Source organism: Paenibacillus radicis (ex Xue et al. 2023) (genome assembly GCF_024722015.1).
GTDB lineage: Bacteria > Bacillota > Bacilli > Paenibacillales > NBRC-103111 > Paenibacillus_S.
Window position 1 is genome coordinate 94658 of the sequence record NZ_JANQBD010000023.1, and the last position, 25662, is coordinate 120319.

The following is a 25662-nucleotide window of genomic DNA, read 5'->3' on the forward strand; positions in this document are numbered from 1 at the left end:
ACATTACACTTCGAAAAATGTTTTTTCCAGTTTACACCATTTTATTGAATTCCTTACGCAGCCTCTTAATAATGCGCTTTTCCAAACGGGAAATATAGGACTGAGAGATGCCCAGCATGTCAGCTACATCCTTCTGAGTCTTCTCTTCGCCGTCCTGCAAGCCAAACCTCAGCTCCATAATCGTACGCTCGCGTTCCGATAGCTTGTCAAGCGCTTTATGCAGCAGCTTTCGATCCACCTGCTCCTCGATATTGCGGTAAATGGTGTCGTTTTCCGTACCCAACACATCGGAGAGGAGAAGCTCATTGCCGTCCCAATCGATATTAAGCGGTTCATCAAAGGAAACCTCGGTACGGATCTTGCTGTTGCGTCGAAGATACATCAAAATTTCATTTTCGATACAACGTGATGCATAAGTAGCGAGCTTGATTTTTTTCTCGGGGTCAAACGTGTTGACCGCTTTGATCAATCCAATGGCGCCGATGGATACCAAGTCTTCGATATTAATTCCTGTATTTTCGAATTTACGCGCAATATAGACAACAAGCCGCAGATTTCTCTCAATCAGAATAGCTCTGATCGCAGAATCTCCTGAGGGCAGCTTCTCCAGCAAGTATTCTTCCTCTTCGCGGGTGAGTGGAGGCGGCAGCGCTTCACTTCCGCCTATGTAGTAGATTTCCTCCCCCTTGAGTCCCAGCAGCAGCAAAAGACGGAAATAATAGATTTGCAGAATCAGCTTCCACTTCACGAGCATATTTGTGTTCCTCCTTAGAGTTTTGCGCAGCCTTGCTTATTACGTAAGCGCAAGCTACGTTTAGATTTCTCTACGCTGTTGTCATGGATGCTTAGGTCACATGCAACGTTGTTTAAGTTTGCAGCAGATTCGGGTGAATGATTGCTTGATACGCATTATCACTGCTTAATTTACCGCTATCTAACCCGATTAGTACCTTCAATGCTTCATACTGCTTATCACCCATAGTAATAATGACTCTATCTGGTTTTATCGCCAGCATAAACTGTGTGCTGCGGTTTACTCCTCTATAAGGAACCAACCGCAGACGATCCTGCCATTCAAACTCTTCTGTACCTATCGCCAGCAGGATTTGATCCACTTCAGCACGCTCTATTCTCTGTTTCCATGAATTCGGAATCTTTTCACCCCAATGGGACAGCTCCATCACCATGACTGGCGTTTTCGTCAACGGATCATATAGCTGATTGCCTGTATCGATGAGTCCTATGCAGCTAGAAGTAAACCCATCAATATAAACATCCACCCTGGCAAAAAAAGAGGCAAGATCATCCTTACGCTTGGCTGCTTGATGTACATGTCGATATAACCATACTGCGAACAACAACACTATAAACAGAAATAATAGTCCAATCTGTAATTCATGTTCCGGACCACCGGATTGGGTAAACAATATTCCGTTCATCACGTCGCTAGAAGACATCCAAAAATAATGCACACCCAAGATCGTTCCTGCTGCAGCAAAATTGACCATATAAAAAGCGCCAACATTACTTAAAAAATACCGCATACCTCCGAATCCAAACGCTGTAAGCAGCATGAGAAGAGATAATACAAACTTGACTCCGAATGTAAACAAAAACGATAGCGGGGGAAAAAACATAAAAACTACGTAACCCCCACCTATACATGCGGAACAAGCAAGCCTCCACCAACGAAACACTAGTTTTCTTGATCTTGCTGTTGTCCATAACAATGCGGCATCAATCAGCACATTTACGAGGAAAATGATATCGAGGTATACAATCATTCCCTCTATTACCTCCTGAGTTATTGCTAGGTTACCGCGAATGAGACAAGTATATAGTAATACTATTCCAAAGTCTGTCTAAACTTGCCGATTAGGCGTAACTATTTTTGTCAAATAATGGGGGGGCCGCGCGTGAGTGGAAGCAATAGCTCCTGCGGGAAGGGGGATGCCTGCGGTCTGTCTTGAAGCGGTGTTCCTTTGATTAGACAAGGTAGTGGGAACACCGCTTCAAGGAGACTCGTAAACTCTCCGGCCCCCCCCTCTCCCTCCGTCGCTGCTTCCACTCACGCGCTATAGTGCGGAGTAGAGAGGGGCAGGATCATCATGATCGATCCTGTTTTTTAGTTCAAGATCAAGCACAAGCCGCACCAACCCCATCCATGTAGATTACCAGCTTATGAAGTCTGAAAAAAAACAAATCCCCTGACCGGTTCAACTAAACCGGCAGGGGATTCTAATATACGAACTTATAAGTGCTTGTACTATTTATCCAAATTGCTTCTTCCGCGGTTGCGGAGAAACGTTGGAATATCCAATTGATCGTTAGAAGGCTGGCTGCCAAATGGACGCAAATTGTTAACTCGATTATCCGCAGGCTCTGATACCTGCTGGTGCTGACTATGATTGCCTGCCGGTTTGCGTGCAGGAGCCTGTGGCATAGCCTTATGCTCGAAACCTGTAGCAATTACCGTAACCTTGATTTCATCCTTAAAGGATTCATCAATTACCGCTCCAAAGATCATATTCACTTCAAGATCAGATGCCGAAGCCACAATGTCAGCCGCTTCATTAACCTCGTAAAGTGATAAGTTTGCACCGCCCGTGATGTTCATAAGAACACCCCGTGCTCCGTCGATGGAAGTTTCCAACAGCGGGCTTTGAATTGCCTTTTTAGCCGCTTCCGCAGCACGATTCTCACCAGAAGCTTCACCAATCCCCATTAACGCTGAACCGCGTTCGGTCATGATGGTCTTAACATCGGCAAAGTCCAAATTGATTAAGCCCGGTACGGCGATCAAGTCAGAAATACCTTGTACCCCTTGACGTAGAACGTTATCCGCTTCACGGAACGCTTCCAGCATAGGAGTTTTCTTATCAACAATTTCAAGCAAACGATCATTGGGAATAACAATAAGCGTGTCAACTTTTTCTTTAAGGGCAGCAATTCCCTGTTCTGCTTGAGCAGCACGCTTACGGCCTTCAAATGTAAACGGACGCGTAACAACTCCAACAGTCAACGCTCCACACTCTTTTGCAATTTCGGCAATAACGGGTGCTGCACCGGTTCCGGTACCTCCACCCATACCTGCTGTAACAAATACCATGTCTGCGCCTTTAAGTGTATTAAAAATCAACTCTCTGGATTCTTCAGCCGCTTTCTTCCCTACTTCAGGATTAGCGCCTGCTCCTAGACCACGAGTCAATTTATCACCAATCTGTAGCTTTTGTTCCGATTTCGATGTATGCAAAGCCTGGGCGTCTGTGTTTACTGTAATAAACTCTACGCCTTTAACACCATTGGCAATCATTCGGTTGACGGCATTGCTGCCGCCTCCGCCACAACCAATAACCTTTATCTTGGCTAAATGATCCATGTCCATATCAAATTCAAACATAGCCTACCTCTTCCCCCTCGTTAAGCTTCACGCCTTAGGTGTACCTTTAAATAAACTCGCTCAACCAATTTTTAAATCGTTCCATTACCGAAGGTTTTTGTTCACTGCCGCTGCTATTACTACTACCGCTGGATGAAGTCACCTTTTTGTTGGCCGATACTTTCTTAACCGCGCTTGACGATTGTCTGGAGGCTCTCAGATATTTATAAGCATATTGAATAATACCTACACCGCTTGTATAAGAAGGATCACGTACACCTATGAAGTCAGGGACGGCAATTCTTACTGAGGTCGCCAGCTCTGCCTGAGCAACAGCCAGTACACCTGGCATGGAAACTGTTCCACCTGTTAATACATAACCTCCCGGAAGCTCCAAGAAACCTAATCTTTGAACTTCCAGTTGAATCAAATGAAAGATTTCTTGCACACGTGGCTCAACAATATTGGCCAAGTCTACTTGCGAAAATTCTTTATCCACATTACTGCCGATCCGGTTTACTTTGAAAACTTGATCCGCCGCCGCATGCTCTATAACAGCGCAGCCGAATTTAAGCTTGATTTTCTCAGCGATATCAACCTGAGTTCGAAGTCCAATGGAAATATCATTAGTAATATATTCTCCGCCAATAGGTAACGTAGATGTAGCCACCAAATTATTTTGTTCAAAAATGGCGATTGTTGTTTGGCCCGCTCCTATATCAACCAGAACCGTTCCTATTGCTTTCTCATCTTTGGATAAGCACAAATGACCAGAGGCTAAAGACATTAGAATAAGCCCTGAAACCTTCACTCCTGCTTTCTCAACGACACGAAGCAAATTATGTATGGAAGTTTTTGCCCCAGTAATAATAGTGGCCTGTACCTCAAGACGAACACCGATCATACTGCGAGGATCATGAATTTCATCCAAGCCGTCTACCAAATATTGGTTAGGAACTACGCCAATGATTTCTCGTTCCGGAGCTAGAGGGATGACCTTGGCCGCTTGTATTACGCGTTCAATGTCTTCATCTCCAATTTCACGGTCTCCATTAGATACGGCTACGACACCATGACTGGATTGTAATGCGATATGATTCCCGGAAATCCCAACGTAAACCTCTGCTATTTGAATACCAACCATCCGTTCCGCATGATCAATCGCACTGCGGATAGATTGAACTGTTTGGTCGATATCTACAATGGCTCCCTTACGAATACCTTCCGAGTCGGCTGATCCAACCCCTATTATATTAATGGCGCCGTTAACGACTTCCCCAATAATAGCACGAACTTTGGATGTACCGATGTCCAAACTAACAATGATGTCATTGCTGCTCAACCTGTGGCACCTCCTGTGACTTATAATAGATATGAGCTTTGTAGAAATAAAAGCCTTTGTACTTATTCAACATGATTGGGAATTTCCCTCTTTTTTTGAAAAGATTTTTCATCTTATTAAGAACAAAATATACATAGAAACAATTCTATCATTAATTTTATAGCTTGAGTAGTGTATAAACTATCAATTTCTCGGGATTTCTTTGACAGAACCCTTATTATCTTTCACAGACGATGATTTAGAAGCATCCTTGGATGAATCCTTCTTCGGATCTTGGGTTGAATTCCCCGCAGGTGTCTTGTTCTCTGTTGATGATGCACCTTTCCCAGAATTGCTCTTGTTATTTGAATCTTTGGATGCCCCCTTGGCATCCGACTCAAAAGGAGCGTGGGTATCGGCCTCAAGCAGTTTTAATACACCCGTATTGATCTTGTTTTCCTTCAAGTTGGCAATGTAAGAGTCCAAGTATTTAAGCTTCTCTGGAAGATAGCCCACCGTTGTAATAACCTCGAATTGGGATCGTGTGTACATTTTGATTTTGTCCGGATACGATTCGGATGGCTCTGGCTTGATCTCCGAAATATCCGTCAAATAGGATAAGGGAACTTCCTGCAATACTTGACACAGCTTAATTTTCATAGCTTCGTTATTAGCCCACCCGGAAAGAATAGGCTTGTCCAGTATGAAGTTCACTTCATTGGAAACTGTGATGACGCTGCCGTCTGCCAAAATGGCTTGTGGTTGATTGTTTTCGCCGAATTGATAGGCTACCTTGGGAAACTCCTTAACCTCAATGCGGATAACTCCAGGGAAGTGCTTGGATACGTTTGCTGACTGAACCATTTTCAAAGCTTTGACACGATCTTCGATCTGTGATGAGGAAATGGAAAAGAAATGATCTCCAGCTTTAACCCCAGAGGCTTGTCCGATCGCTTCGGCTGTCAGTAATTCTTGACCTTGAATTTCTACAGAAGACACTTTGCTAAAGGAGGATTGAAAAAACAAAACACACAAAAGCGTAATGAAAAAGAGAAATAAAAATACAAGCAGCCTCTTACTGCTGCGGCTTTTTATTTTCGGCTTCTGAATGACAGGCAGTCTTTCTTCTGCGTGCAAGGTTGTCCCTCCTGGGAGTTTTTGCGTAGGCAAAAACTTACTTCGTAAGCATATTCTGGCCTTTTTGACTTCCGGCAAAATAAAAACTCAAGTCAATAAAATAGTTATTACACTTATTTTCACATTATGAAACGCACACAGTATTGGATCTATATACTTACATTATGTAAACCGCTAAACATCCCCTTCCAAAAAAGAAAGGGATATAAGCGGCAGTGTTCAAAAGGAATTAAGGATAAATACGTATATAAATTCACTTTCTATCATTACGTATATCATAATTACTCTGTTGGAACAGGCGTAGTCCTGTGAATGCTCGCGCCTAAATAGGACAGCATATGTTCAATCCGGTCATAGCCGCGATCGATATGGTGAATCTGTTCAATAATTGTCGTACCCCGAGCAGCCAATCCTGCTATAACAAGTGCGGCTCCAGCACGTAAATCAGTAGCCTCCACGGTAGCCCCGTACAATCTCGGCACCCCTCTTATAAACGCCGAGTTTAAATCAACCCGAATATCTGCGCCCATACGCGTCAGTTCATCGACATGCTTGAATCTGCCTTCAAAAACAGTTTCTTTTAATATACTGTGACCATCAGCTAAAGAGAGCAGCACCATAACCTGCGATTGCAGATCGGTAGGAAATGACGGATGTGGGGAGGTAACAATGCGGTCGACCGGTTTAGGCCTTGATAGACAACTTATATTCATTATATCACCGTCAATTGTTATTTGAACACCCGCACGCTTTAAAACATGGATGGCGGAGGTCAAATGGCCCGCGCAAACATTCTCCAGCGTTATATTCCCCCGCGTAACCGCAGCGGCGATCATCATAGTTCCTGCCACGATGCGGTCTGGAATAATGCGGTAAGTACAAGGAGTTAATTCCGACACGCCTTCAATGGTTATTGTGTCAGTTCCGGCTCCAATTATATTGGCTCCCATCGCATTCAGGAAATTTTGCAAGTCTTGTATTTCCGGCTCTCTAGCAGCGTTCGAAATCGTAGTTAGACCTTTTGCCATAGAAGCAGCCATCATTATATTTTCTGTAGCGCCTACACTTGGGAAATCAAGTACGATTTCAGCACCTCTCAATTCCGGTGCCGTGCAAACAATAGTGTTACCGGACTCCTCGATTCTTGCTCCCAAAGCAGAGAGCCCTTGCAAATGCAAGTCTATCTTTCTCTCACCTATAGCACAACCGCCAGGTTGATAGACTTGAACCTTGCCAAAACGAGCCAGCAGCGGTCCCATTAAAAAGATCGATGATCTCATTTGACTCATCTGGTCTTCCGGGATATGAAACGAATGCGCTGTTGACGTATTGACGGTTACCGTATCACCAACATGCCCGGTGCGGCACCCTAGTGCGCGAAGAATGTCTAGCATCACCTGGATGTCCGACAGATTGGGCACATTCTGAATATGAACCGTGCCTTCCGCCATCATTGCAGCTGCTAATATGGGCAGCGCTGCATTTTTCGCTCCGTGAATCTTGATGGCTCCCGATAGAGGTCTCCCGCCTTCGATAACCAACTTTTCCAAAGTCCCACCTCCGATTTACCGCTCCCCAATCACCAAAACTTCCGGAACCAGCTTAACTCCGTATGTTGCAAATACGGTGTTTTGCACTTGTTCGATGAGGGTGAGCACGTCGTGAGCTGTCGCTTGCCCGGTGTTGACAATGAAATTAGCGTGCAGCAGCGAAACCTCCGCACCTCCGATTTTGAGGCCTTTCAATCCTGCTTCCTCAATGAGCTTTGCAGCAAAATGCCCTTCCGGATTGCGAAAGACACTGCCTGCACATGCCAATTGCAAAGGCTGAGTACGTAAACGGCGTTCCTTGTACGAGGCCAAAGTCCCTGCAATTTCCTCACGGTCGCCAAATTGCAGCTGGAAAACTGCCTCGGTCACGATACCCGACTGTTCCTGCAGTATTGAATGTCTGTAGGCATATTCAAAATCGGCCTGCTGCATAGTCACCAATTCCCCTGTCGGGAGCAGCACTTCAGCTTGTATGAGTATGCGTGACACATCTGATCCGTGAGCCCCGGCGTTCATGTAGACGGCGCCTCCCACAGTTCCTGGAATCCCACTAGCGAACTCTAATCCAGTCAATCCTTCCTTGCCGGCCATGACAGAGAACTTAATAAATGAATAACTTCCTCCGGCATAAGCCACATCGCCTTCAAATCGAAGTGTCTCAAGCGCGGAACCGAGCTTAATAACAGCTCCGCGTATCCCCTTATCAGCAATCAGCAGGTTGGATCCGCGCCCCAGTATGGTCCAAGGTACCTGAAGCTGATGCAGAAGTATGACAGCCTCAATCAGCTGTTCCTTGGTTTGCGGTACCAGCAGCAAATCGGCTGGACCACCTATTTTCCAAGTTGTATGAGGCGCTAGCGGTGCGTTCAAATAATATGGACCAAATGCGCCGCTTTGCAATTGTGTAATGACCTGTTGCATGGGAAAACCTCCTTCACAGAACCTTCGGGCTTCCGATACCGGCTTCAAGCCGGAACCGAAATGAACAATACGAGCATTTATGCAAGTGTTAAATTAAGCTTTACTTCTCGCATCTGCCGTTTGCTGCTTCAACGGGTGTCTGTCACGGTTATAGTGTAGTTTATGTAATATCGGAAATAGTGTGACAATCGCCCAAAAATAGTCCCCTCCCAAACCCTCCCCGCCGGGAGGGCTCCGAGGGCAGCCGCCCTCTGGACACCCGCAGTGTTCCTTAGTTGCTTGCGTGCAAGGAGCGCTTTCGTTCCTGCGGAACACGCTTTACGTTGGATCTCCTGCCTGTAGGAACGCTTTCGTCCTGACGGACACGCTCACAGTTTGATATTGATCCGGTACTTCCTGCTAAGTGGCGCTGTCCCCTTGGGATTTGCTTGACAATTGAGCTTAAGTGCGGGACTTTTACATCTCGTCCTGACGGACACGCTCTCAGCTTGAACTTGATTCGGTACTTCCTGCTAAGTGGCGCTGTCCCTTCGGGATTCGCTGACGGCTGCTTAAAGACTGTTCTCTTTAATCAATTTGATGATCAAATCGGTCGCGTTCGTTTGTTTAGCCGATCGAATGCGATCAACCATCTGTTCCTTGCTGTTGTAAACATCGTGAATGCCTTTAATTAAAGAGGCAGCCGTCAAATTTTCTTCGAAAACTACCTGTGCGTAGCCTTGCTTTTGAAAAGACTCTGCGTTAAGTAATTGGTCCCCACGGCTAGCTTGTCTTGTGAGAGGGATAAGAAGCATGGGCTTACGGAGGGCTAAAAATTCAAATATCGAAGTAGCACCCGCACGTGAAACTACCAGCTCGGTCATAGCCAAAATATCAGCCAGCTCTTCATTGATATATTCGAATTGCTTGTATCCGCGCCGTTTGTTATAGGCGTCATCCATTTGCCCTTTTCCACATATATGAACAATCTGATATTGCTCCAGTAAGGAATCGAGCGACTCACGAACGGCACTGTTAATTTTCTGCGCACCCAGACTTCCGCCCATCACAAGAAGTACCGGCTTTTGCTTATGAAACTCGCATATTGCATAGCCTTTGAAGGCCCTGCCCTTCGTTATTTGCTCGCGGATTGGCAGACCGGTGCAGACACCTTTCCCACCTTTGATATACTTCAATGATTCGGGAAAATTGACGCATATGCGTGTTACAAAAGGAATGGATATTTTATTCGCCAATCCAGGGGACATATCCGATTCATGACTTATTACTGGTATCTTGTTTAACCAACTGGCCAAAATAACAGGTACCGAAACAAATCCACCTTTGGAAAAAACAACCGTCGGCTTTAACTTCCGAAGAAGCGAGTACGCTTCTCCGATTCCTTTGATCACCTTAAAAGGATCTTTCATATTTTTCAAGTCAAAATATCGGCGAAGTTTTCCTGATGAGATGGGATGGTAGGGAATGCCCGCATGTTCAATGATTTCACGTTCTATTCCATCTTTGGAGCCGATATATTGAACGTTCCAGCCTGCAGCCTGCAGCTTCGAAATGATAGCCAAATTCGGAGTTACATGACCTGCAGAACCGCCTCCTGTAAAAACAATCTTTTTCAATTCTGTCACCTCGCATAGCGGGAAATATTTAATAGAATGCCGATGGAAGTCAACATCAGCGTTAATGAAGAGCCTCCCGCACTTATCAGTGGCAGCGTAATTCCGGTTACAGGGAACATCCCGATGACAACGCCGATGTTAATAATTACCTGAACCGCAATCATGCCGACAATACCAGTTGCCAGCAGACTTCCGAACGTATCCGGGGCCGTAATAGCCGTCCGCATACCACGCCAAACCAGCAGCATGAATAAAATTAGAATGAAGGAGCCTCCAATGAATCCTAGCTCCTCTGCGACGATCGAGAAAATAAAGTCGGTCTGCGGCTCAGGAAGGTAGCTATACTTTTGTCTGCTCATACCGAGGCCTAAGCCTACCAAACCACCCGGTCCGATGGCATACAGCGATTGAATAGATTGATAACCCGCTCCAAGCGGATCCTGCCACGGATCAAGAAACGCAGTGATTCTCTGCAGACGATAAGGAGCTGCTGCAATGAGCCCTACAAAACCAGCCAAACCTAAAAGGCCAAGAGAAGACAAGTGCAGCATTCGCGCCCCAGATGTATAAATGATAAGCAGTGTCGCGCCAATTAGCACAACTCCTGTGCCCAAATCAGGCTGGAGCATGATCAAGCCAAAGGCCAGTCCAACAAGTCCAAGCGGAGGTAAAAGCCCTTTGGTAAAAAGTGTGATTTTATCTTGCTGCTCTGAAAGCATTTTGGATAAAAACAGGATCATGCCAATCTTCATAAACTCAGACGGCTGAATCCCGAAGGATGCGATGCCAAGCCAGCTTCTCGCACCTCCGCGAACGACCCCGATACCAGGGATCAGTACGGCAATGAGCAAAATGAAGCAAACAATCAATCCGATTTTCGCGTACTTTTTCCAGACCCAGTAATCTACGTTCATAGTAAAGAACATCGCAACTACGCCTAGAACAGCAAACAGCAGCTGCCTTTTCAAATAGTAGTAATAATCGTTGAATTCGTGAAAAGCCAGCACCGCACTGGCGCTGTAAACCATCACGACACCAATGCCAAGAAGCATCAGCGTACACATTAACATCGTTACATCCGGAGCAGACCGCGCTTTTACCATACATGCCACCTCAACCCTTGCAAAATGGTAGGGTAGGCTTGTATGCATGCCCCCCTTTTACAGGTTATGCACGGACTGCCTAAACATTCTTCCCCTTTCCTCATAGGAAGGGAACATGTCCCAACTGGCGCACGCCGGCGAAAGCAGCACAACGTCTCCAGCCTTGGCCATAGCCATTGCCTCGCGTACCGCCTCAGCTATCGTATCCTGCACATCGTTAGCAGTATCGACCGTTTTCACACGGCTCATGCCTGCCATAATGGCTACATCCAAAATTTTCTGTTTGGTTTGACCCAAAGTGACAAGCCCCTTGACCTGCTCTTTAAACACAGGCAGCAGCTCCATATAATCCGAACCTCTGTCTAAACCTCCTGCAATCAGGATAATATCCTGATCTTCGAAGGATTCGATAGTTTTAATCGTAGCGGTTGCGTTTGTAGCCTTTGAATTGTTATAAAACAATACGCCGTCTTTCGTTGCGACGTATTCCAACCGATGCTCTACGCCACGGAAGTCTTGAAGGACCTGAGCGATTAGTTCCAGTGGAACTCCGGCTGTAATGGCAGCAGACGAAGCTGCTAACGCATTCTCAATGTTAAAGCTGCCGGGAATCCCTAGTTCGGAGACGGCGGTAATATTATGTAAGAGACCCTTCCGGTCGCGATAAACCAACTGCTTCCCGGTCGTTGGAATGGACTTGTCGCTTAGAGACGGCTGAATGAATAATCCATATTCAAGCTCCTCTTTAATTGAAAAGGGGAGTACGGAGGCATTCACCTCATCTGCAATACGTCTGCAAACAGGGTCATCCCAATTTAATATCGCCGTATCCTCCGAAGTCTGGTTTGCAAACAGCATTGCTTTGGAGGCAATATAATCATCCATCGTTCCATGATAATCCAAATGTGTCTCGTATACATTCAACAAGCAAGCGATCTTGGGCCGAAAATTTTGGGTGCCTTTAAGCTGGAAGCTGCTTAGCTCTACTACCATCGTGTTGTCTGAACCAGCCTCAAGAGCTGCCTCTGTTAATGCACGGCCGATATTGCCGGCAACAATCGGCTTCTTCGCCGCTGCCTCCAGCATTAATCCGATCCAGGTAGTGGTCGTTGTTTTACCATTAGAGCCCGTAACGCAAATCATTGGTGCCTGGCAAACATGATAAGCCACCTCAACCTCAGTTACGATCTCTATACCTAGCTTCTGTGCCGACTCGATAGGTTCTATAGTATAAGGGATGCCGGGATTTTTAACAACCAGCTTCACCCCTTCGTGAATAATGCCAGCCGGATGACTGCCGCAAATAACAGAAATACCCAGAGCCGTTAATTCATCGGCTTCAGGGCATAGGTTGAGCTCTTTTTTGTCGTTTACAGTTACAATAGCACCATATTCATGGAATAGCTTGGCTACAGCCACTCCACTGCGCGCCAATCCCAATATGACCACATGTTCATTCTTATAATCCCGGGGATGATTCATCTGCTACAACACCTCATTTAGATAAAGTCCGATTATCGCCAGCACGATGCCTGTCGTCCAGAATGTAATGACGACACGCCATTCAGACCAGCCTACCAATTCAAAATGGTGGTGAATCGGGCTCATTTTAAACACTCTTTTACCTCTTGTTTTGAAAGAAACGACTTGAATAATAACGGACAGCACTTCAACTACAAACACGCCGCCAATTAATACAAGCAATATTTCGGATTTCGTCAGTACGGCTACAAGCGCTAATGCCCCGCCAATACCAAGCGAACCGGTATCACCCATAAATACCTTGGCTGGATGAGCATTAAATACGAGAAACCCAAGCACCGCGCCTACCATCGCAGCAGAAAAGATGGCTACATCCGGCTGTGTAGTGTTCAAGGCAATAATCGCATATGCACCGAAGGCTACAGCGCTTGTTCCGGCCAGCAGTCCATCAAGACCGTCTGTAAAATTCACAGCATTGGAGGTTCCAAGCATCATTATAACGACAAACGGATAATAGAACCATCCGAGCGGGATCGTATAATCAATAAAAGGAACTTTTACATCGGTGCTGTGACCTAGCTGAGCAAGCAATATACAGACGATAACAGAAACAATCAGCTGTCCCATCAATTTTTGCTTGGCCGTAAGTCCCAGTGATCGCTTAAGCAGTATCTTAATATAATCATCCAAGAAGCCTATCAGCCCATAACCTAAACAGGCAACAAGCAGGATAACCGTATCAATACTTTTATCGGCAAACCGCAGCACAACAAGCGCCAGTGCAAGTAAAATAATCGTTCCGCCCATAGTTGGCGTACCAGCTTTTTTCAAATGGCCTTGCGGTCCATCGCTGCGGATTTGTTGACCGAATTTCAATCTTTTTAAAAGAGGTATAAATAATGGCCCCATGATGACAGCCAGCACAAAAGCCGCCCCCAAAGCAATCATGACCACATTAAAATCCACGGTTTTGTCCTCCCAACTTTATTGCACATACCTCCATTCCAAACCCTCCCTCAGCTTTCGAAATCAGCTTTGCTGCGCAAAACGCTTGGGGAGGGTTTGGAATGGCTCAAATGTTTATACCTGCTGCAGCAGTGCAACGACTTGTTCCAGCTTCATGCCGCGCGATCCTTTTACCAACACAATATCGTCCGATGCGGTAAAGGAGGCCAACGCTTGCGCCAAACGGTTCTTGTCATCGAACACAACTACTTTACCTGGCGGATACTTCCGGGATGCCTCGTCTGCAAGGTGTTCGGACAGCTGCCCGAACACGAAGACACGGTCGATCTCTTTAGGATTCAGTATCCGTCCGATTTCCCGGTGAAATTCCACCTCCTGATCACCCAGCTCCAGCATATCGCCCAGCACAGCGATTTTACGGCTGTAGCCTGTTAACTCAACCAGCAGCTTTAAAGCTGCTTTCATGGATGCAGGGCTTGCGTTATACGCATCGTTAAGAATGGTTAAACCTGACGGTGCTTTCATTAACTCTATTCGCATACTTGTCATGACACTCTTTTTGAGACCATCGGCTATTGCAGTTGACGGGACTCCAAAATGAACTCCCACCGCTATAGCGGCAAGCGAATTAATTACATTATGAAAGCCTAACAACGGGATGTAGAACTCAGTGCTTTCCATCCTATTTAATCTAAAATGGGTACCCGCCGTATCTGTTTTCGTCTCCACTGGAAACCACTCATTATTAGAGCTAGCACCAAATCTAACACGATCGTAACGGTGAGCTTTCATACCGTCTGCTGCTTGCAATTCGGGCAGCACCTTATCGATCAGGGGTTCATCACCGAAATAGATCAAGGTTCCATCCTGCTGTAAACCTGCTAAAATCTCGGTCTTAGCTCTTGCGATTTCCTCACGGGAGCCTAGCTGCAAAAGATGTGCTTCACCTATGTTAGTGATAACAACAACCTCAGGCTCTGCCAATTCCGATAAGAACCGGATTTCCCCCCGGCCGCTCATCCCCATCTCAAGCACTGCTACAGCCGTATCCTCCTCCAACTGAAGCAAAGTAAGCGGCAGACCGATATGATTGTTATAGTTACCTAATGTTTTATGCACTTTGAAAGTTGTCGATAAAACAGAAGCTGTCATATCCTTGGTTGTCGTCTTGCCATTGCTCCCTGTTATACCAACAATACGAATGTCGAGCTCCGAGCGATAGTTTTTGGCCAATTGCTGCAATGCTGCTAACGTATCCTCCACTAAGATAAAGGGAATAGAATGAGGCGGAAGCTCATGGTCCCTTTGCCATAGAGAAGCCGAAGCTCCCTTAGCGATTGCATCATCAAGAAACCGGTGCCCGTCAAACGATTCGCCAATTAATGGCACATACAGGTTGCCGGGCTGAAGTGTCCGGGTGTCCTTTGACACACCTTGAATTAGCAGGCTGCCATCGTAATCCGCTGCTGCAGCAGTCCCGCATGACATGGCAGACACCTCTGCAAAGGTTCGTTTAATCACGGTATCGTCCCCTTATCGCTTCCTTGGCCACTGACCTGTCATCAAAATCATGCTTAATCCCTTGGATGTCCTGATACGTTTCATGCCCTTTTCCCGCTATCAATACTACATCCTTGGGGGATGCCGCTGCAATGGCTTTTTTTATAGCAGCTTTTCGGTCAACGATCAGTTCATAGCTGTCTTTGGAAAAACCCGCAGACACAATGCCAGGCTCTATATCTTCGACAATCCGCTGTGGGTCCTCCATTCGCGGGTTGTCAGAGGTAACGTATAAGTGATTACTGTAACGCGCCGTCACAGCACCCATAACCGGGCGCTTAGTGCGGTCCCTGTCACCACCGCAGCCAAATACACAATGAATTTGGCCCTCTGCAAACTGCTTGATGGTAGACAATGCATTGTCCAGCCCATCGGGAGTATGAGCGTAATCGACAAGGACCAGGAAATCCTGTCCTTCATCTACTACCTCCATCCGCCCCTCAACGGAACCAATGGATTCCAAGCTTTCTTTGATCGACTCCAAGGTTATTCCTTCCAGCAAAGCAGCAGTAATCGCCGCCAGCGAATTATAAACGTTGAACTCGCCGATCAAATGCGTTTGGAAATCGAGTGTACCACGAAAGGTCGTGCAGCGGAAGCTCGTTCCTTTGGAATTCATCTTAATCATGTCAGCGCGGACATCAGCTTCATTAGTTATGCCATAGGTTACAATCTGTGCAGCCGTCAATCTGGCATAATCTACGGATGCCGGGTCATCCGCATTCAAAACAGCAAACCGCTGTTCATCCGGATCAGAAACATATTCATTGCCTAGCCTTGAAAACAGCAAACCTTTCGCTGCTTTGTAGTTTTCCATTGATCCGTGATAATTCAGATGATCCTGTGTCAGGTTTGTAAAAATACCCGTTCTGAATTTTGTGCCCTTCACCCTGCCCATATCCAAACCATGAGATGAAACTTCTATAATGCAATAATCGGTCCCTTGTTCAACCATTTTCCGGAAATTTCTTTGTAAATTATGCGCATCCTGCGTATTATTTTCATGATTTATTATATAATCAGAACCGATTTTGACATGAATATTTCCCATCAAGCCAGTTACAAATCCGTTATGACTCAGTATCTTTTCCAGCAAATACGAGCTTGTTGTTTTACCGTTCGTACCCGTAATTCCAATCACCTTCATGCTGTTGCTCGGATACTCGTAAAAATGACAGGACAATATGGACAAGGCATCCCAAGTATTTTTCACAAATAACTTAGGAACATCGCTTTCCACGTCATATTCCACAACTAATGCAGAGGCGCCATTGCTCACAGCCTGCTCTGCAAATAAATGTCTGTCTTTAATGCCGATTTTTTCCGAAACGCATACAAACAAATCACCAGGCTTCACTTTTCTGGAATCAATCTGGATACCTGTAATGTTAATGCTCCCATCACCTGAAATACGGCTAGCCGTAAGCCGGGAAGCCAGTTCCTTTAGCTGCATGGGTTCCCCTCCGTTTTTTACACATGGTATCTATTATGGACAAAAAAAGCTCCGATGAAAAGCCTAATTTTTCAAAAACCAATATTTAATTATTTCGTTATTGCGAGGGCTCCGATTCCTTATCCGATAAATAAACACGAATGGTTGAGCCTTGGTCTATTCGAGTACCAGCTTTGGGCACTTGATTCACAACATACTTGCCGACTCCCGACTTGGCCAGGACGAAATTAGAGTTAAGGTCCTCGTAAATTTCGGTGACACTCATCCCAATCAGGCTAGGAACCTCTACAAGCGGAGTATCTCCATATACATATTTCCGGTTCAATTGATCTTTACGCTGCGGTACCTTCATATAGCGGAGAGCATCCTCCATAATGTTCTTGACCAGCGGCGCCGCAATCAAACCTCCAAATTGAAGACCTTGTGGATCGTCCACAGCTGCGTAAACAACAATTTTCGGATCATCTGCAGGAGCAAATCCTATAAAAGAAACAATATGCTCATCTGCCGAGTAACGACCGTTCACTACCTTTTGGGCTGTACCCGTTTTACCACCTACACGATAGCCGTCTATAAACGCATTGCGGCCCGTACCATTAGCTACGACGCTTTCCAATGTTTCCCTGACCTGCTTGGAGGTTTGCTCCGAGATAACCTGCCGCACTAGCTCCGGTTTTATCGTTTCTGCATTCTCGCTAGTAATCGGATTGTACCAAGCTCTGGCAACGTGAGGTTTATAAAGCTTCCCTCCATTAATTGCAGCTGAAACAGCTGTAATTTGCTGAATGGGTGTAACGGACACACCTTGACCAAACGAGGTTGTCGCCAGCTCAACCGGTCCAACCTTGGGGAGCTTAAACATGATCCCATTCTCTTCGCCACCGAGATCGATACCTGTTTTCTTGCCAAATCCAAAGTTCGATATATATTCAAACAGTTTTTCCTTGCCTAACTTTTGTCCCATAACAACAAAACCCGGGTTGCACGAATTCTCTACAACCTGCTGCATAGTCTCGCTGCCATGTCCCCCGCGCTTCCAACACCTAAGCCTTGCACCAGCGACCTCTATCGAGCCTGGATCGTAGAAAGGATCGGTGAGCTTTATTTTCTTTTCTTCCAATGCCGCTGCCAATGTAATGATCTTAAATGTAGAACCCGGCTCATAAGTCATCCAGATCGGAAGATTGCGGTCATAGCTTTCTTTAGGGAAGTCCCTGAAGTTGCCCGGATCGTAGCCGGGTCTTGCCCCCATCGCTAGAATCTCACCGTTGTTAGGATCCATCATGATTGCAATAGCATGCTTGGCCTGATATTTCACCATCGTTTGATCGAGCTCTCGTTCCAGAACCGATTGAAGGTGACTATCAATGGTCAGCTGCAGGTTCATTCCATCTAGGGGCCGAGAATAAGTGTCCGAAGAATTCGGCATCTGTCGTCCCGCAGCATCCGATAAGAAAGATATGCTTCCATTAATTCCAGTAAGCTGTTTATCATATTTTAATTCTATGCCCGTCAAACCTTGATTATCAATCCCAGTAAAACCAAGAATGTGAGCTGCAAGGCTGCCTAATGGATAGCTGCGCTTGTTATCCTCAGCAACTACTATGCCAGGTAGGTTCAAAGCACGAATTTCCTGAGCCTTTTCCTGCGTAATCTTACGCCCACCCGGTTGAATACGAACAATTAATTGCCTTTGAGTAATTTGCTTCAGTACCGTTTCTGGCGGCACCTGCAGTCGGGAAGCCAATTGAGCAGCCGTAGACTGCGGGTCCTTTACTTGGGCAGGGATCGCCATTACAGTTGGCGAGCTAATATTGTAGGCAAGCTGTATGCCGTTCCGATCAACAATTTCTCCTCTTTTCGCTGCAAAAGGGATGTTACGCCTCCATGAATCTTCTGCTTTGTCGGAAAGCTCGGGCCCCATCCAAATTTGTACATAGCCAAGCCGCACGATCAATGCAAGGAACAGAAACGTTCCCACAATCAATGCAATGAATAGTCGACGACGAACTGTTACATTCGATGCCCTCATTACTGTTCGATCCCCTCCCGAATGGATTCTCTAGAGTCTTTCGGCAGCTTTCTGCCGGACTAGCCCATAGATAGTTTCATATCCAGATTATTCGGGACAAACAGGGGTTAGAACAAGCTGTCCTGTAAATTCGCAGAATCCACAGCTATTTCTCAATATCGACTGGCCTCTATTATTTTATCTAGCCGGCTGGGCAGCTGTTTTGGGCGGGGGGACAGCGTCTTTCTTATCCGTTTTATCAGCTTTGCCGGTTGACGTCTTCTCTGGTGCCTTATCCGCAGACTTATCCGATGTTTTATCGGACTTCGCAGGAGGCCCCATTGGAGTCGGCACTTGAATCAGCTCTTGATATGGCTTTAACTGGAGGATGAGCAGCTTATTATCCCCTTCATTAGACAAGGACTGGGAGGCCACATAACCTTCCCCAACAGATTGGCATTTCAATTTAATAAATGAACACACTTCCAGTGCATCTCTTAATGATTTGCCGGTCATATCAGGTACCGATATATCTTCACTTTCCTGCATTACTACATAAATTCGTTGCGTCGATCCAATTTCAGTACCCGCCAAAGGAGTTTGGTCAATAATCTTGGCTCCTTTTCCAACTGATTCAACGGTGACGCCGTACTTATTCATCGTATTTTTCGCTTGTTCAACCGTCAAACCTTCTAAATCAGGCACAGTCATTTTCGTTTCTTTATCGGTTGTTTTCATCTGCTGCGAGGAAGACGGAACCCCCATATAGCGCAGCGTTTGGGATACGATTTCCTTGAATATAGGGGGAGCCACCTCACTGCCTCCATGGAAATCCCCGTTCAGATCTGGCTCATCTGCAATAACGGTAACAAGAATTTTCGGGTCCTCTACCGGTGCAAAACCAATAAAGGAAATAACCCATTTGCCTTCTGCATACCCTTTGCCCCCAGGATCAACTTTATTAGCCGTCCCTGTTTTACCAGCAACACGGTATCCTTCAATATAAGCATTTTTACCTGTACCTATTGTTTTGTCGTTTACAACCATCTCTAAATATTCACTCACCTGTTTGGCGGTCTTTTCTGAAACGACCTCACGGACGACTTTTGGCTCAAAGGTTTGTATAGGCTGTTTGGTTTTAGGATCAAAAATCTCCTTCACCACATGAGGCCACATCAGCTTGCCACCGTTAGCAATCGCCGCATAAGCAGCTGTTTGTTGAATAGCTGTAGCCGTCAAACCTTGACCATAGGTTGCCGTAGCAAACTCAGCCGGATATTTCATTCTCACAATTCCCGGAACCTCGCCAGGGAGATCAACTCCCGTCCTAGCTCCAAAACCGAATCTTTCAATATAATCCGACAATTTTGATTGACCTAATTTCTCGCCCAGCTTTACAAAAGCAACATTACTTGAACGTTTCAATCCGTCGAGATAGGAAATCTGACCCCAACCAGAAATATTCCAGTCATGCAGCCTTCGTCCAGGCACTTGAATCGAGCCCGATTGGTAAAAGTCCGTAGGAACAAAGAGATTCTCCTCCACTGTAGCGGCCAAAGTGACCAGTTTGAAGGTGGATCCAGGTTCATATTGTGAAGCAACTGTATGATTAATAAAATCGGATTGATTGCTAGTTTCCCAGTAGTGGTTAGGGTTAAAGTTCGGATAGCTGGACATTCCTAGAATTTCCATTGTTTTAGGATCAACTGCGATTGCCGTCAAGCTTTTTGGCTTATATTTGGTGTAATACTTTTCCAGAGCGCTCTCTATGTAAAACTGGATGTTTTTATCAATTGTCAGCCTTACATTGCTGCCGTCTACTGCGGGCTTGTAATCAACTTTGGCGTCGGGGAGCTCAACACCATTACGGTCTTTTTCATAGCTAAGATTGCCTGGAATACCCTTTAAATATTTATCAAACAATGTTTCGAGTCCCATTATCGGCTTGCCTTCCTTGTCGTTATAGCCGAGTAAGTGGGAAGCCATTTTCCCGCCAGGATAAAAGCGTTTCTGTTCCTTTTGCAAATAAATGCCTACATTTTTGGTAGAGGTTTGAACCTTAAGCTCCTCAACCAGCTTGCGTACCTGATCGGCCACCTCAGCGTCTATTTTCCAGCCTTCATTACGAATCTCCACTTGAGGATAGAGGGTACCGTCCTGACGCGTTTTGTTTAATCGGGAACGGATCTTATCTTCTAAAGCCGCTATTGCGGTAGGTTCTTCCGAAGTTTTTATTATAGCTGCCAGCCCTTTAACCACTTGGTTCTCTATATGCTTGCTTTGAATGATCTTGGGGTTTAATGCAATTGTAAAAGCGGGCGCATCCTCTGCCATCACCTTATCATTGCGATCGACTATCATGCCGCGAACAGGACGCAGCACTTCTTCGGTCTCCCATCTGGCCTGTGCTTCCGTCAATAATCCGGCCCCCTGCACTACCTGAACCCAATACAGTCTACCTACAAGAGCAACAAAAAAGAGGGTAAATACCCCCCCTATTAGCAATGATCTCAACTTTACTTTCTTGTACATGTCGATTCCTCTCTCCCGTTCTTATGATTACGGAGTAGTCGTCTCCACTTTTTTCTCGTTGACTGCCGATGCTGTCGTTTTTGATTGCGTTTCTGTTGACTTCATTGGCACCTTGCTGATTTGTTTGTCTTCTGGCGGAACCATTCCAAGCTTTAACGCTTCCTGTCTTAAACGATCGGGATTCGATAAGGATTCAACCTTGTGCTTCAGCACGCTGTTATCCGCCTGCAGCATCTGAATATCGGTTTCGAGCTTCATAATCTTAGTGTTCATTTCATAAATTTGCGCATAACGCCAAATGATCAAGCTTGCTACAATGACACAAATAAGCATGGTGAACAAATATAGCAGCTTTTCTTGCACGGGGAGCGATTTGTTGCGGTAAACAATTTTCTTCGTTTCCTTAACGGTGACCTTCTGATTGGTCCTTTGCTCGACGGCCAGACTTCCATGTATGTATGCAGGCATTCCTTATGTCCTCCTCTTCGGGATGTTTGATTTATTAATTAATAGGATTCTATAGTTTCTGTGCAACTCTTAATTTAGCTGATCTAGCCCTAGGGTTAGCTTCCAGCTCTTCAGGTCCTGATTCTATCGGCTTGCGATTAATTAGCTTCACAACACCTTTTGTTCCACAAACACACATAGGGAATCCCGGCGGGCATGTGCACCGCTCTACATATTTAGCAAACGTTTGCTTACAAATTCTGTCCTCCAGGGAATGAAATGTAATAACAGCCGCTCTGCCTCCAGGCGCCAAGCAACGAATGGTTTGCTCTAACGCTTCCTCAAATACACCCAATTCATCATTAACAGCTATCCGCAATGCTTGAAAGCTTCGTTTAGCGGGATGGGGTCCAGTACGTCTTGCCGCGGCAGGAATACCTTCCTTGATCAGTTCAACCAATTGAACTGTTGACTCGATAGGAGCGTTCTCACGGGCTGCCACAATTTTTCCGGCAATTCGTCTTGAAAACTTCTCCTCTCCATATTCAAAAAGGATTTTGGCAATTTCCTGTTCGGTCCAATGGTTGACAATTTCTTTGGCCGTAAGCTCCGAATTCCGGTCCATCCGCATATCCAATTCTGCATCATGGTTATAACTGAAGCCTCGTTCTGCCTCATCTAACTGAGGAGAGGAAACCCCTAAATCAAATAAAATACCGTCCACCTGAGGCAGACCATTCATCATTGCTCTTGGTTCCAAGCGCAGCTGCTGCTCAAGATAGCGGAAGTTGCTTCGCACCAGTTTCACCCTGTCCATGTAAGGAGCAAGCCTGATCTCTGCATTGGCAAGTGCCGCATCATCCTGATCGAAGGCGATTAACAAGCCTTTCTCGCTTAACCTTGAAGCGATTACGGAGCTATGTCCCGCTCCTCCTAGTGTACAATCCACATAAATACCATCTGGATTAATATTCAAACCTTCTATTGCTTCTTCCATTAATACCGTAACGTGATGAAACATGCTGCTTGTCCTCCTGTGTTTGTTAGGCTGCTTCTCTATAGATCAAAGTTAAAATCAACAAGCTTTTCGGCAATTTCGTTAAACGATTCTTCCGATTGTAGGGAATAGGATTCCCACATTTGCTTGCTCCAAATCTCAACCCGATTAGAAACACCAATAACAATGCAGTCCTTTTCCAACTTAGCGTGCTCAATGAGGTTATTCGGCAAATTCATCCTGCCCTGCTTATCTAGTTCACACTCTGTTGCACCGGAGAAAAAGAAGCGTGTAAACGCCCGAGCGTCCGATTTCATCAGGGGCAGAGCCTTCAGCTTCTGCTCCAATACTGCCCATTCTTCCATGGGGTAAACAAATAAACATTGATCTAAACCGCGGGTCACGATGAAGGATGTTCCTAGAGATTCACGAAACTTAGCCGGCACAATCATACGTCCTTTATCGTCGATGCTGTGCTGGTATTCGCCCATGAACATAAGAATCTTCACCCCTTTTCACCACTTTACCCCACTTCCCACCACTTGTATAGAATAAATTCTCCACAAAACAGAAAAATCCTGCTTTTTAGCAGGATTTCCGAAAAATAATTATTCAGCTCTATCGTTTGAAGAAGGATTATCTGACATTGTAGTTAACGATTCGCTATTTTCCGCTGTCAGCTTTTTACGAAGTTCGACCAGCTTTTTCTTTTTCGACCGCCGAAGCAGCCAAATGGGGATGCCAATTATGCTCAGAACGAGAGCAACAGGCAGCACAGCGGCAACTATTACGACTAGCCATTGAAAAATGACAGAAAGCACCGTTGCACTGCCATTAAGCGCTTCTGCCGCGCGTTGGAACAATGGCCCGCGGTCATTCGCCTGTATAACTGCGGCTGTGCCCAGCTTCTGTGCCATTCTAACTTCAATCGTTGAATAGGCTACATTTTGCTCCAAATACCTCATACGTCCTTTGATCCGTTCAATCTCCTCTTGAACCTTGCCCAGCTCATTGGAAAAGGCTAGCAGCTCATCGGTTTTCACAGCCTTTTCCATAAATACGATCAACCGGCTTTCCACAACCTGCTTCGCCTTAAGTCTGGAGGTCAAGTCTACAAACTCCTCAGAAACGTCCTGCCCCTGCATATTTTTCTTAACGGACGGGCTTATTTTCTCGATTTGACTTAACAAAGAACCGAAGCCGCTTGCGGGAACCTTAATACTAAAACTCCCACTTTTTTCGTAGGAGGTCTCATTCTCGCTAAACTGCAAAACATAACCGCCCGACCGGCTTACCGCCTCTTCGATCTTCGCTTGTGCCTCCGCGTACTTCTCCACCTGCATGGTTAGATTGGCTTTGTAAATAATTTTACGGTCAACCGCGCTTGGCTCTGCCGATATCCCGCCATTAAAGCTGTCAGCAGGCTTGGATCCGGTCGACAGGCTTTCCGATTTGGCCAAGGAACCCGCTGCTTGTGGAGCCGAGTTTCCCTGCGCAGCCTCATTACTTATGCTATTCTTCTGATCCATCATAGCCGTTTCTGCCATAGGAGCTGAACTCGTTGCAGCCGCATCCTTGTTGGATGACGATATAGCTCCACAACCGGATAAAACCACTGCCAACAATGCAAGCATAGCAAGGCCATTCAGATTTCTTTGCAGCCTCTGTCTCTCTCTTTTTGTCGTTTTTCCTGCTACGACCCCCACATGTTTCATTCGGATTCCCCCAATTTAAATTTTGGAATCATACTCGTGCAGCAAGCGCATAGACAACTTTGTCATTGCACTACTATCTAAACGAGTGAAAATATGGGGATGTTGCATGATATTAACAATTAACAAATAAAGAACCCTCCCCTGTCATATCAGGGAAAGGTTCTCCATTTACCGATTATTAATGTTCAGTCCAGCTGTCCAAATAAGATTTTTGCTCATCGCTTAAGGAATCGATTGAAGTACCGAGGGATTCCAGCTTAAAGCGAGCTACCTGCTCATCTAATGAGTAAGGCACGTTTACAACTTTTTTGCCAATCTCATTGTAATTGTCATTAACATATTTCAAAGACATTGCCTGCAAGGCAAAGGTCATATCCATAATTTCAGCCGGATGTCCATCTCCTGCCGCCAAATTAACAAGACGCCCTTCTGCGATCAAATAAAATTTGCGTCCGTCTTTGAGCTGGTATTCTTCAATATTACGACGAACTGTACGTTTCGAGACGGATAGCGCATCAAGCTCCGGTTTATTGACTTCCACGTCAAAGTGACCTGCATTAGATAGAATAGCTCCATCTTTCATTACTTCATAATGCTCACCACGAATGACATCACGGTTACCCGTTACGGTTACGAAGAAATCGCCAACCTTTGCAGCTTCCTTCATCGACATTACTGCGAAACCGTCCATGTAAGCCTCAACGCCTTTAATAGCGTCGATTTCAGTTACGATAACATTGGCACCAAGGCCCTTCGCACGCATGGCCACACCTTTACCGCACCAGCCGTAGCCGACAACAACGACCGTTTTACCAGCAACAACAAGATTCGTTGTACGGTTGATGCCATCCCAAACCGATTGCCCAGTACCATAACGGTTATCGAACAAATATTTGCAAAATGCATCATTTACAGCAACCATCGGGAACTGCAGGGAGCCGTCTTTTTCCATAGCCTTCAAGCGCAAAATGCCAGTGGTCGTTTCTTCAGCTCCGCCACGTACATTTTTAAGCAAATCTTTACGTTCCGAATGCAAGGCAGAAACCAGATCGCCGCCATCGTCAATAATCAAATCCGGCTCGGTTTCCAATGTTTTAATAAGCAATTCCTTATACTCTTGCGGATCAGGGTTATATTTAGCAAACACCGTGATTCCATCCTCTACCAATGCGGCACAAACATCGTCTTGTGTGGACAAAGGATTACTTCCGCAGATAGCAACCTCAGCTCCACCGGCCTTAATTACTTTGGCCAAGTAAGCTGTCTTCGCTTCCAAGTGGAGCGAGATAGCTACTTTTAGCCCTTTGAAAGGCTGTTCTTTTTCGAATTGCTCACGAATACGGTTCAAAACCGGCATATGGGCATTAACCCATTCAATTTTCAAGTGACCTTCTGGCGCCAATGACAAGTCAGCGACAATGCTGCGTTCTTTTGTATTCATGTAAAAATCCTCCTATAGATATGTATTTAAA

Annotated in this window: 20 protein-coding genes; all 20 read right to left on the reverse strand. The window is 45.7% G+C overall.

The window, feature by feature from the left end; translation table 11 throughout:
- Positions 1-31: 31 nt before the first annotated feature.
- Positions 32-754, reverse strand: a complete 723-nt coding sequence (sigE, locus tag NV381_RS27525; protein ID WP_171653589.1) for an RNA polymerase sporulation sigma factor SigE — start codon at positions 752-754, stop codon at positions 32-34.
- Positions 755-866: 112 nt separating this feature from the next.
- Positions 867-1784 carry a sigma-E processing peptidase SpoIIGA gene (gene spoIIGA / locus NV381_RS27530; protein ID WP_258216505.1) on the reverse strand — a complete coding sequence of 306 codons (918 nt, stop codon included), beginning with the start codon at positions 1782-1784 and terminating at the stop codon, positions 867-869.
- 482 nt (positions 1785-2266) lie between these two features.
- Complete coding sequence (gene ftsZ, locus NV381_RS27535) at positions 2267-3400, reverse strand: cell division protein FtsZ (RefSeq protein ID WP_258216506.1); 1134 nt, start codon at positions 3398-3400, stop codon at positions 2267-2269.
- A 46-nt stretch (positions 3401-3446) separates the two neighbouring features.
- Positions 3447-4721, reverse strand: a complete 1275-nt coding sequence (gene ftsA / locus NV381_RS27540; protein WP_258216507.1) for a cell division protein FtsA — start codon at positions 4719-4721, stop codon at positions 3447-3449.
- A 183-nt stretch (positions 4722-4904) separates the two neighbouring features.
- Positions 4905-5837, reverse strand: a complete 933-nt coding sequence (locus NV381_RS27545) for a cell division protein FtsQ/DivIB (RefSeq protein WP_258216508.1) — start codon at positions 5835-5837, stop codon at positions 4905-4907.
- A 281-nt stretch (positions 5838-6118) separates the two neighbouring features.
- On the reverse strand, positions 6119-7387 hold the full coding sequence (gene murA / locus NV381_RS27550; protein ID WP_258216509.1) for a UDP-N-acetylglucosamine 1-carboxyvinyltransferase: 1269 nt from the start codon (positions 7385-7387) through the stop codon (positions 6119-6121).
- A gap of 15 nt (positions 7388-7402) precedes the next feature.
- Positions 7403-8308, reverse strand: coding sequence for a UDP-N-acetylmuramate dehydrogenase (gene murB, locus NV381_RS27555; protein ID WP_258216510.1), 906 nt, complete (start codon positions 8306-8308; stop codon positions 7403-7405).
- Positions 8309-8859: 551 nt separating this feature from the next.
- Positions 8860-9924: an undecaprenyldiphospho-muramoylpentapeptide beta-N-acetylglucosaminyltransferase gene (locus tag NV381_RS27560; RefSeq protein ID WP_258216511.1), complete on the reverse strand. Its 1065-nt coding sequence runs from the start codon at positions 9922-9924 to the stop codon at positions 8860-8862.
- Positions 9925-9929: 5 nt separating this feature from the next.
- Positions 9930-11027 (reverse strand): stage V sporulation protein E, encoded by a 1098-nt coding sequence (gene spoVE, locus NV381_RS27565; protein ID WP_258216512.1) that lies wholly within the window; start codon positions 11025-11027, stop codon positions 9930-9932.
- 57 nt (positions 11028-11084) lie between these two features.
- Positions 11085-12509, reverse strand: coding sequence for a UDP-N-acetylmuramoyl-L-alanine--D-glutamate ligase (murD, locus tag NV381_RS27570; protein WP_258216513.1), 1425 nt, complete (start codon positions 12507-12509; stop codon positions 11085-11087).
- A 3-nt stretch (positions 12510-12512) separates the two neighbouring features.
- The gene (gene mraY, locus NV381_RS27575; RefSeq protein WP_258216514.1) at positions 12513-13475 is read right to left on the reverse strand and encodes a phospho-N-acetylmuramoyl-pentapeptide-transferase; all 963 of its coding nucleotides are present in this window, start codon (positions 13473-13475) and stop codon (positions 12513-12515) included.
- 114 nt (positions 13476-13589) lie between these two features.
- Positions 13590-14996, reverse strand: a complete 1407-nt coding sequence (locus NV381_RS27580; protein WP_258216515.1) for a UDP-N-acetylmuramoyl-tripeptide--D-alanyl-D-alanine ligase — start codon at positions 14994-14996, stop codon at positions 13590-13592.
- Positions 14989-16488 (reverse strand): UDP-N-acetylmuramoyl-L-alanyl-D-glutamate--2,6-diaminopimelate ligase, encoded by a 1500-nt coding sequence (locus NV381_RS27585; protein ID WP_258216516.1) that lies wholly within the window; start codon positions 16486-16488, stop codon positions 14989-14991. Before NV381_RS27585 ends, NV381_RS27580 begins: the two co-directional genes overlap by 8 nt.
- Before the next feature lie 97 nt (positions 16489-16585).
- Entirely contained in the window at positions 16586-18520 is a 1935-nt protein-coding gene (locus NV381_RS27590; protein WP_258216517.1) for a stage V sporulation protein D, read from the reverse strand.
- A gap of 177 nt (positions 18521-18697) precedes the next feature.
- On the reverse strand, positions 18698-21031 hold the full coding sequence (locus tag NV381_RS27595; protein ID WP_258216518.1) for a penicillin-binding transpeptidase domain-containing protein: 2334 nt from the start codon (positions 21029-21031) through the stop codon (positions 18698-18700).
- A gap of 27 nt (positions 21032-21058) precedes the next feature.
- On the reverse strand, positions 21059-21499 hold the full coding sequence (ftsL, locus tag NV381_RS27600; RefSeq protein WP_258216519.1) for a cell division protein FtsL: 441 nt from the start codon (positions 21497-21499) through the stop codon (positions 21059-21061).
- A gap of 49 nt (positions 21500-21548) precedes the next feature.
- On the reverse strand, positions 21549-22499 hold the full coding sequence (gene rsmH, locus NV381_RS27605; RefSeq protein WP_258216520.1) for a 16S rRNA (cytosine(1402)-N(4))-methyltransferase RsmH: 951 nt from the start codon (positions 22497-22499) through the stop codon (positions 21549-21551).
- A 35-nt stretch (positions 22500-22534) separates the two neighbouring features.
- Entirely contained in the window at positions 22535-22972 is a 438-nt protein-coding gene (mraZ, locus tag NV381_RS27610; RefSeq protein WP_258216558.1) for a division/cell wall cluster transcriptional repressor MraZ, read from the reverse strand.
- Positions 22973-23083: 111 nt separating this feature from the next.
- A complete protein-coding gene (locus tag NV381_RS27615) occupies positions 23084-24190 on the reverse strand; it encodes a DUF4349 domain-containing protein (RefSeq protein WP_258216521.1) in 1107 nt (368 codons plus the stop codon).
- Between the two features lie 178 nt (positions 24191-24368).
- Positions 24369-25631: an adenosylhomocysteinase gene (locus tag NV381_RS27620; protein WP_258216522.1), complete on the reverse strand. Its 1263-nt coding sequence runs from the start codon at positions 25629-25631 to the stop codon at positions 24369-24371.
- Between the last annotated feature and the right edge of the window lie 31 nt (positions 25632-25662).

Bases quoted from the DNA above. Each gene is read 5' to 3' on its own strand.
- sigE (WP_171653589.1), bottom strand. From the start codon at position 754: ATGCTCGTGAAGTGGAAGCTGATTCTGCAAATCTATTATTTCCGTCTT.
- spoIIGA (WP_258216505.1), bottom strand. From the start codon at position 1,784: ATGATTGTATACCTCGATATCATTTTCCTCGTAAATGTGCTGATTGAT.
- ftsZ (WP_258216506.1), bottom strand. From the start codon at position 3,400: ATGTTTGAATTTGATATGGACATGGATCATTTAGCCAAGATAAAGGTT.
- murB (WP_258216510.1), bottom strand. From the start codon at position 8,308: ATGCAACAGGTCATTACACAATTGCAAAGCGGCGCATTTGGTCCATAT.
- spoVE (WP_258216512.1), bottom strand. From the start codon at position 11,027: ATGGTAAAAGCGCGGTCTGCTCCGGATGTAACGATGTTAATGTGTACG.
- murD (WP_258216513.1), bottom strand. From the start codon at position 12,509: ATGAATCATCCCCGGGATTATAAGAATGAACATGTGGTCATATTGGGA.
- NV381_RS27585 (WP_258216516.1), bottom strand. From the start codon at position 16,488: ATGCAGCTAAAGGAACTGGCTTCCCGGCTTACGGCTAGCCGTATTTCA.
- NV381_RS27590 (WP_258216517.1), bottom strand. From the start codon at position 18,520: ATGAGGGCATCGAATGTAACAGTTCGTCGTCGACTATTCATTGCATTG.
- NV381_RS27595 (WP_258216518.1), bottom strand. From the start codon at position 21,031: ATGTACAAGAAAGTAAAGTTGAGATCATTGCTAATAGGGGGGGTATTT.
- ftsL (WP_258216519.1), bottom strand. From the start codon at position 21,499: ATGCCTGCATACATACATGGAAGTCTGGCCGTCGAGCAAAGGACCAAT.
- rsmH (WP_258216520.1), bottom strand. From the start codon at position 22,499: ATGTTTCATCACGTTACGGTATTAATGGAAGAAGCAATAGAAGGTTTG.
- mraZ (WP_258216558.1), bottom strand. From the start codon at position 22,972: ATGTTCATGGGCGAATACCAGCACAGCATCGACGATAAAGGACGTATG.
- NV381_RS27615 (WP_258216521.1), bottom strand. From the start codon at position 24,190: ATGAAACATGTGGGGGTCGTAGCAGGAAAAACGACAAAAAGAGAGAGA.
- NV381_RS27620 (WP_258216522.1), bottom strand. From the start codon at position 25,631: ATGAATACAAAAGAACGCAGCATTGTCGCTGACTTGTCATTGGCGCCA.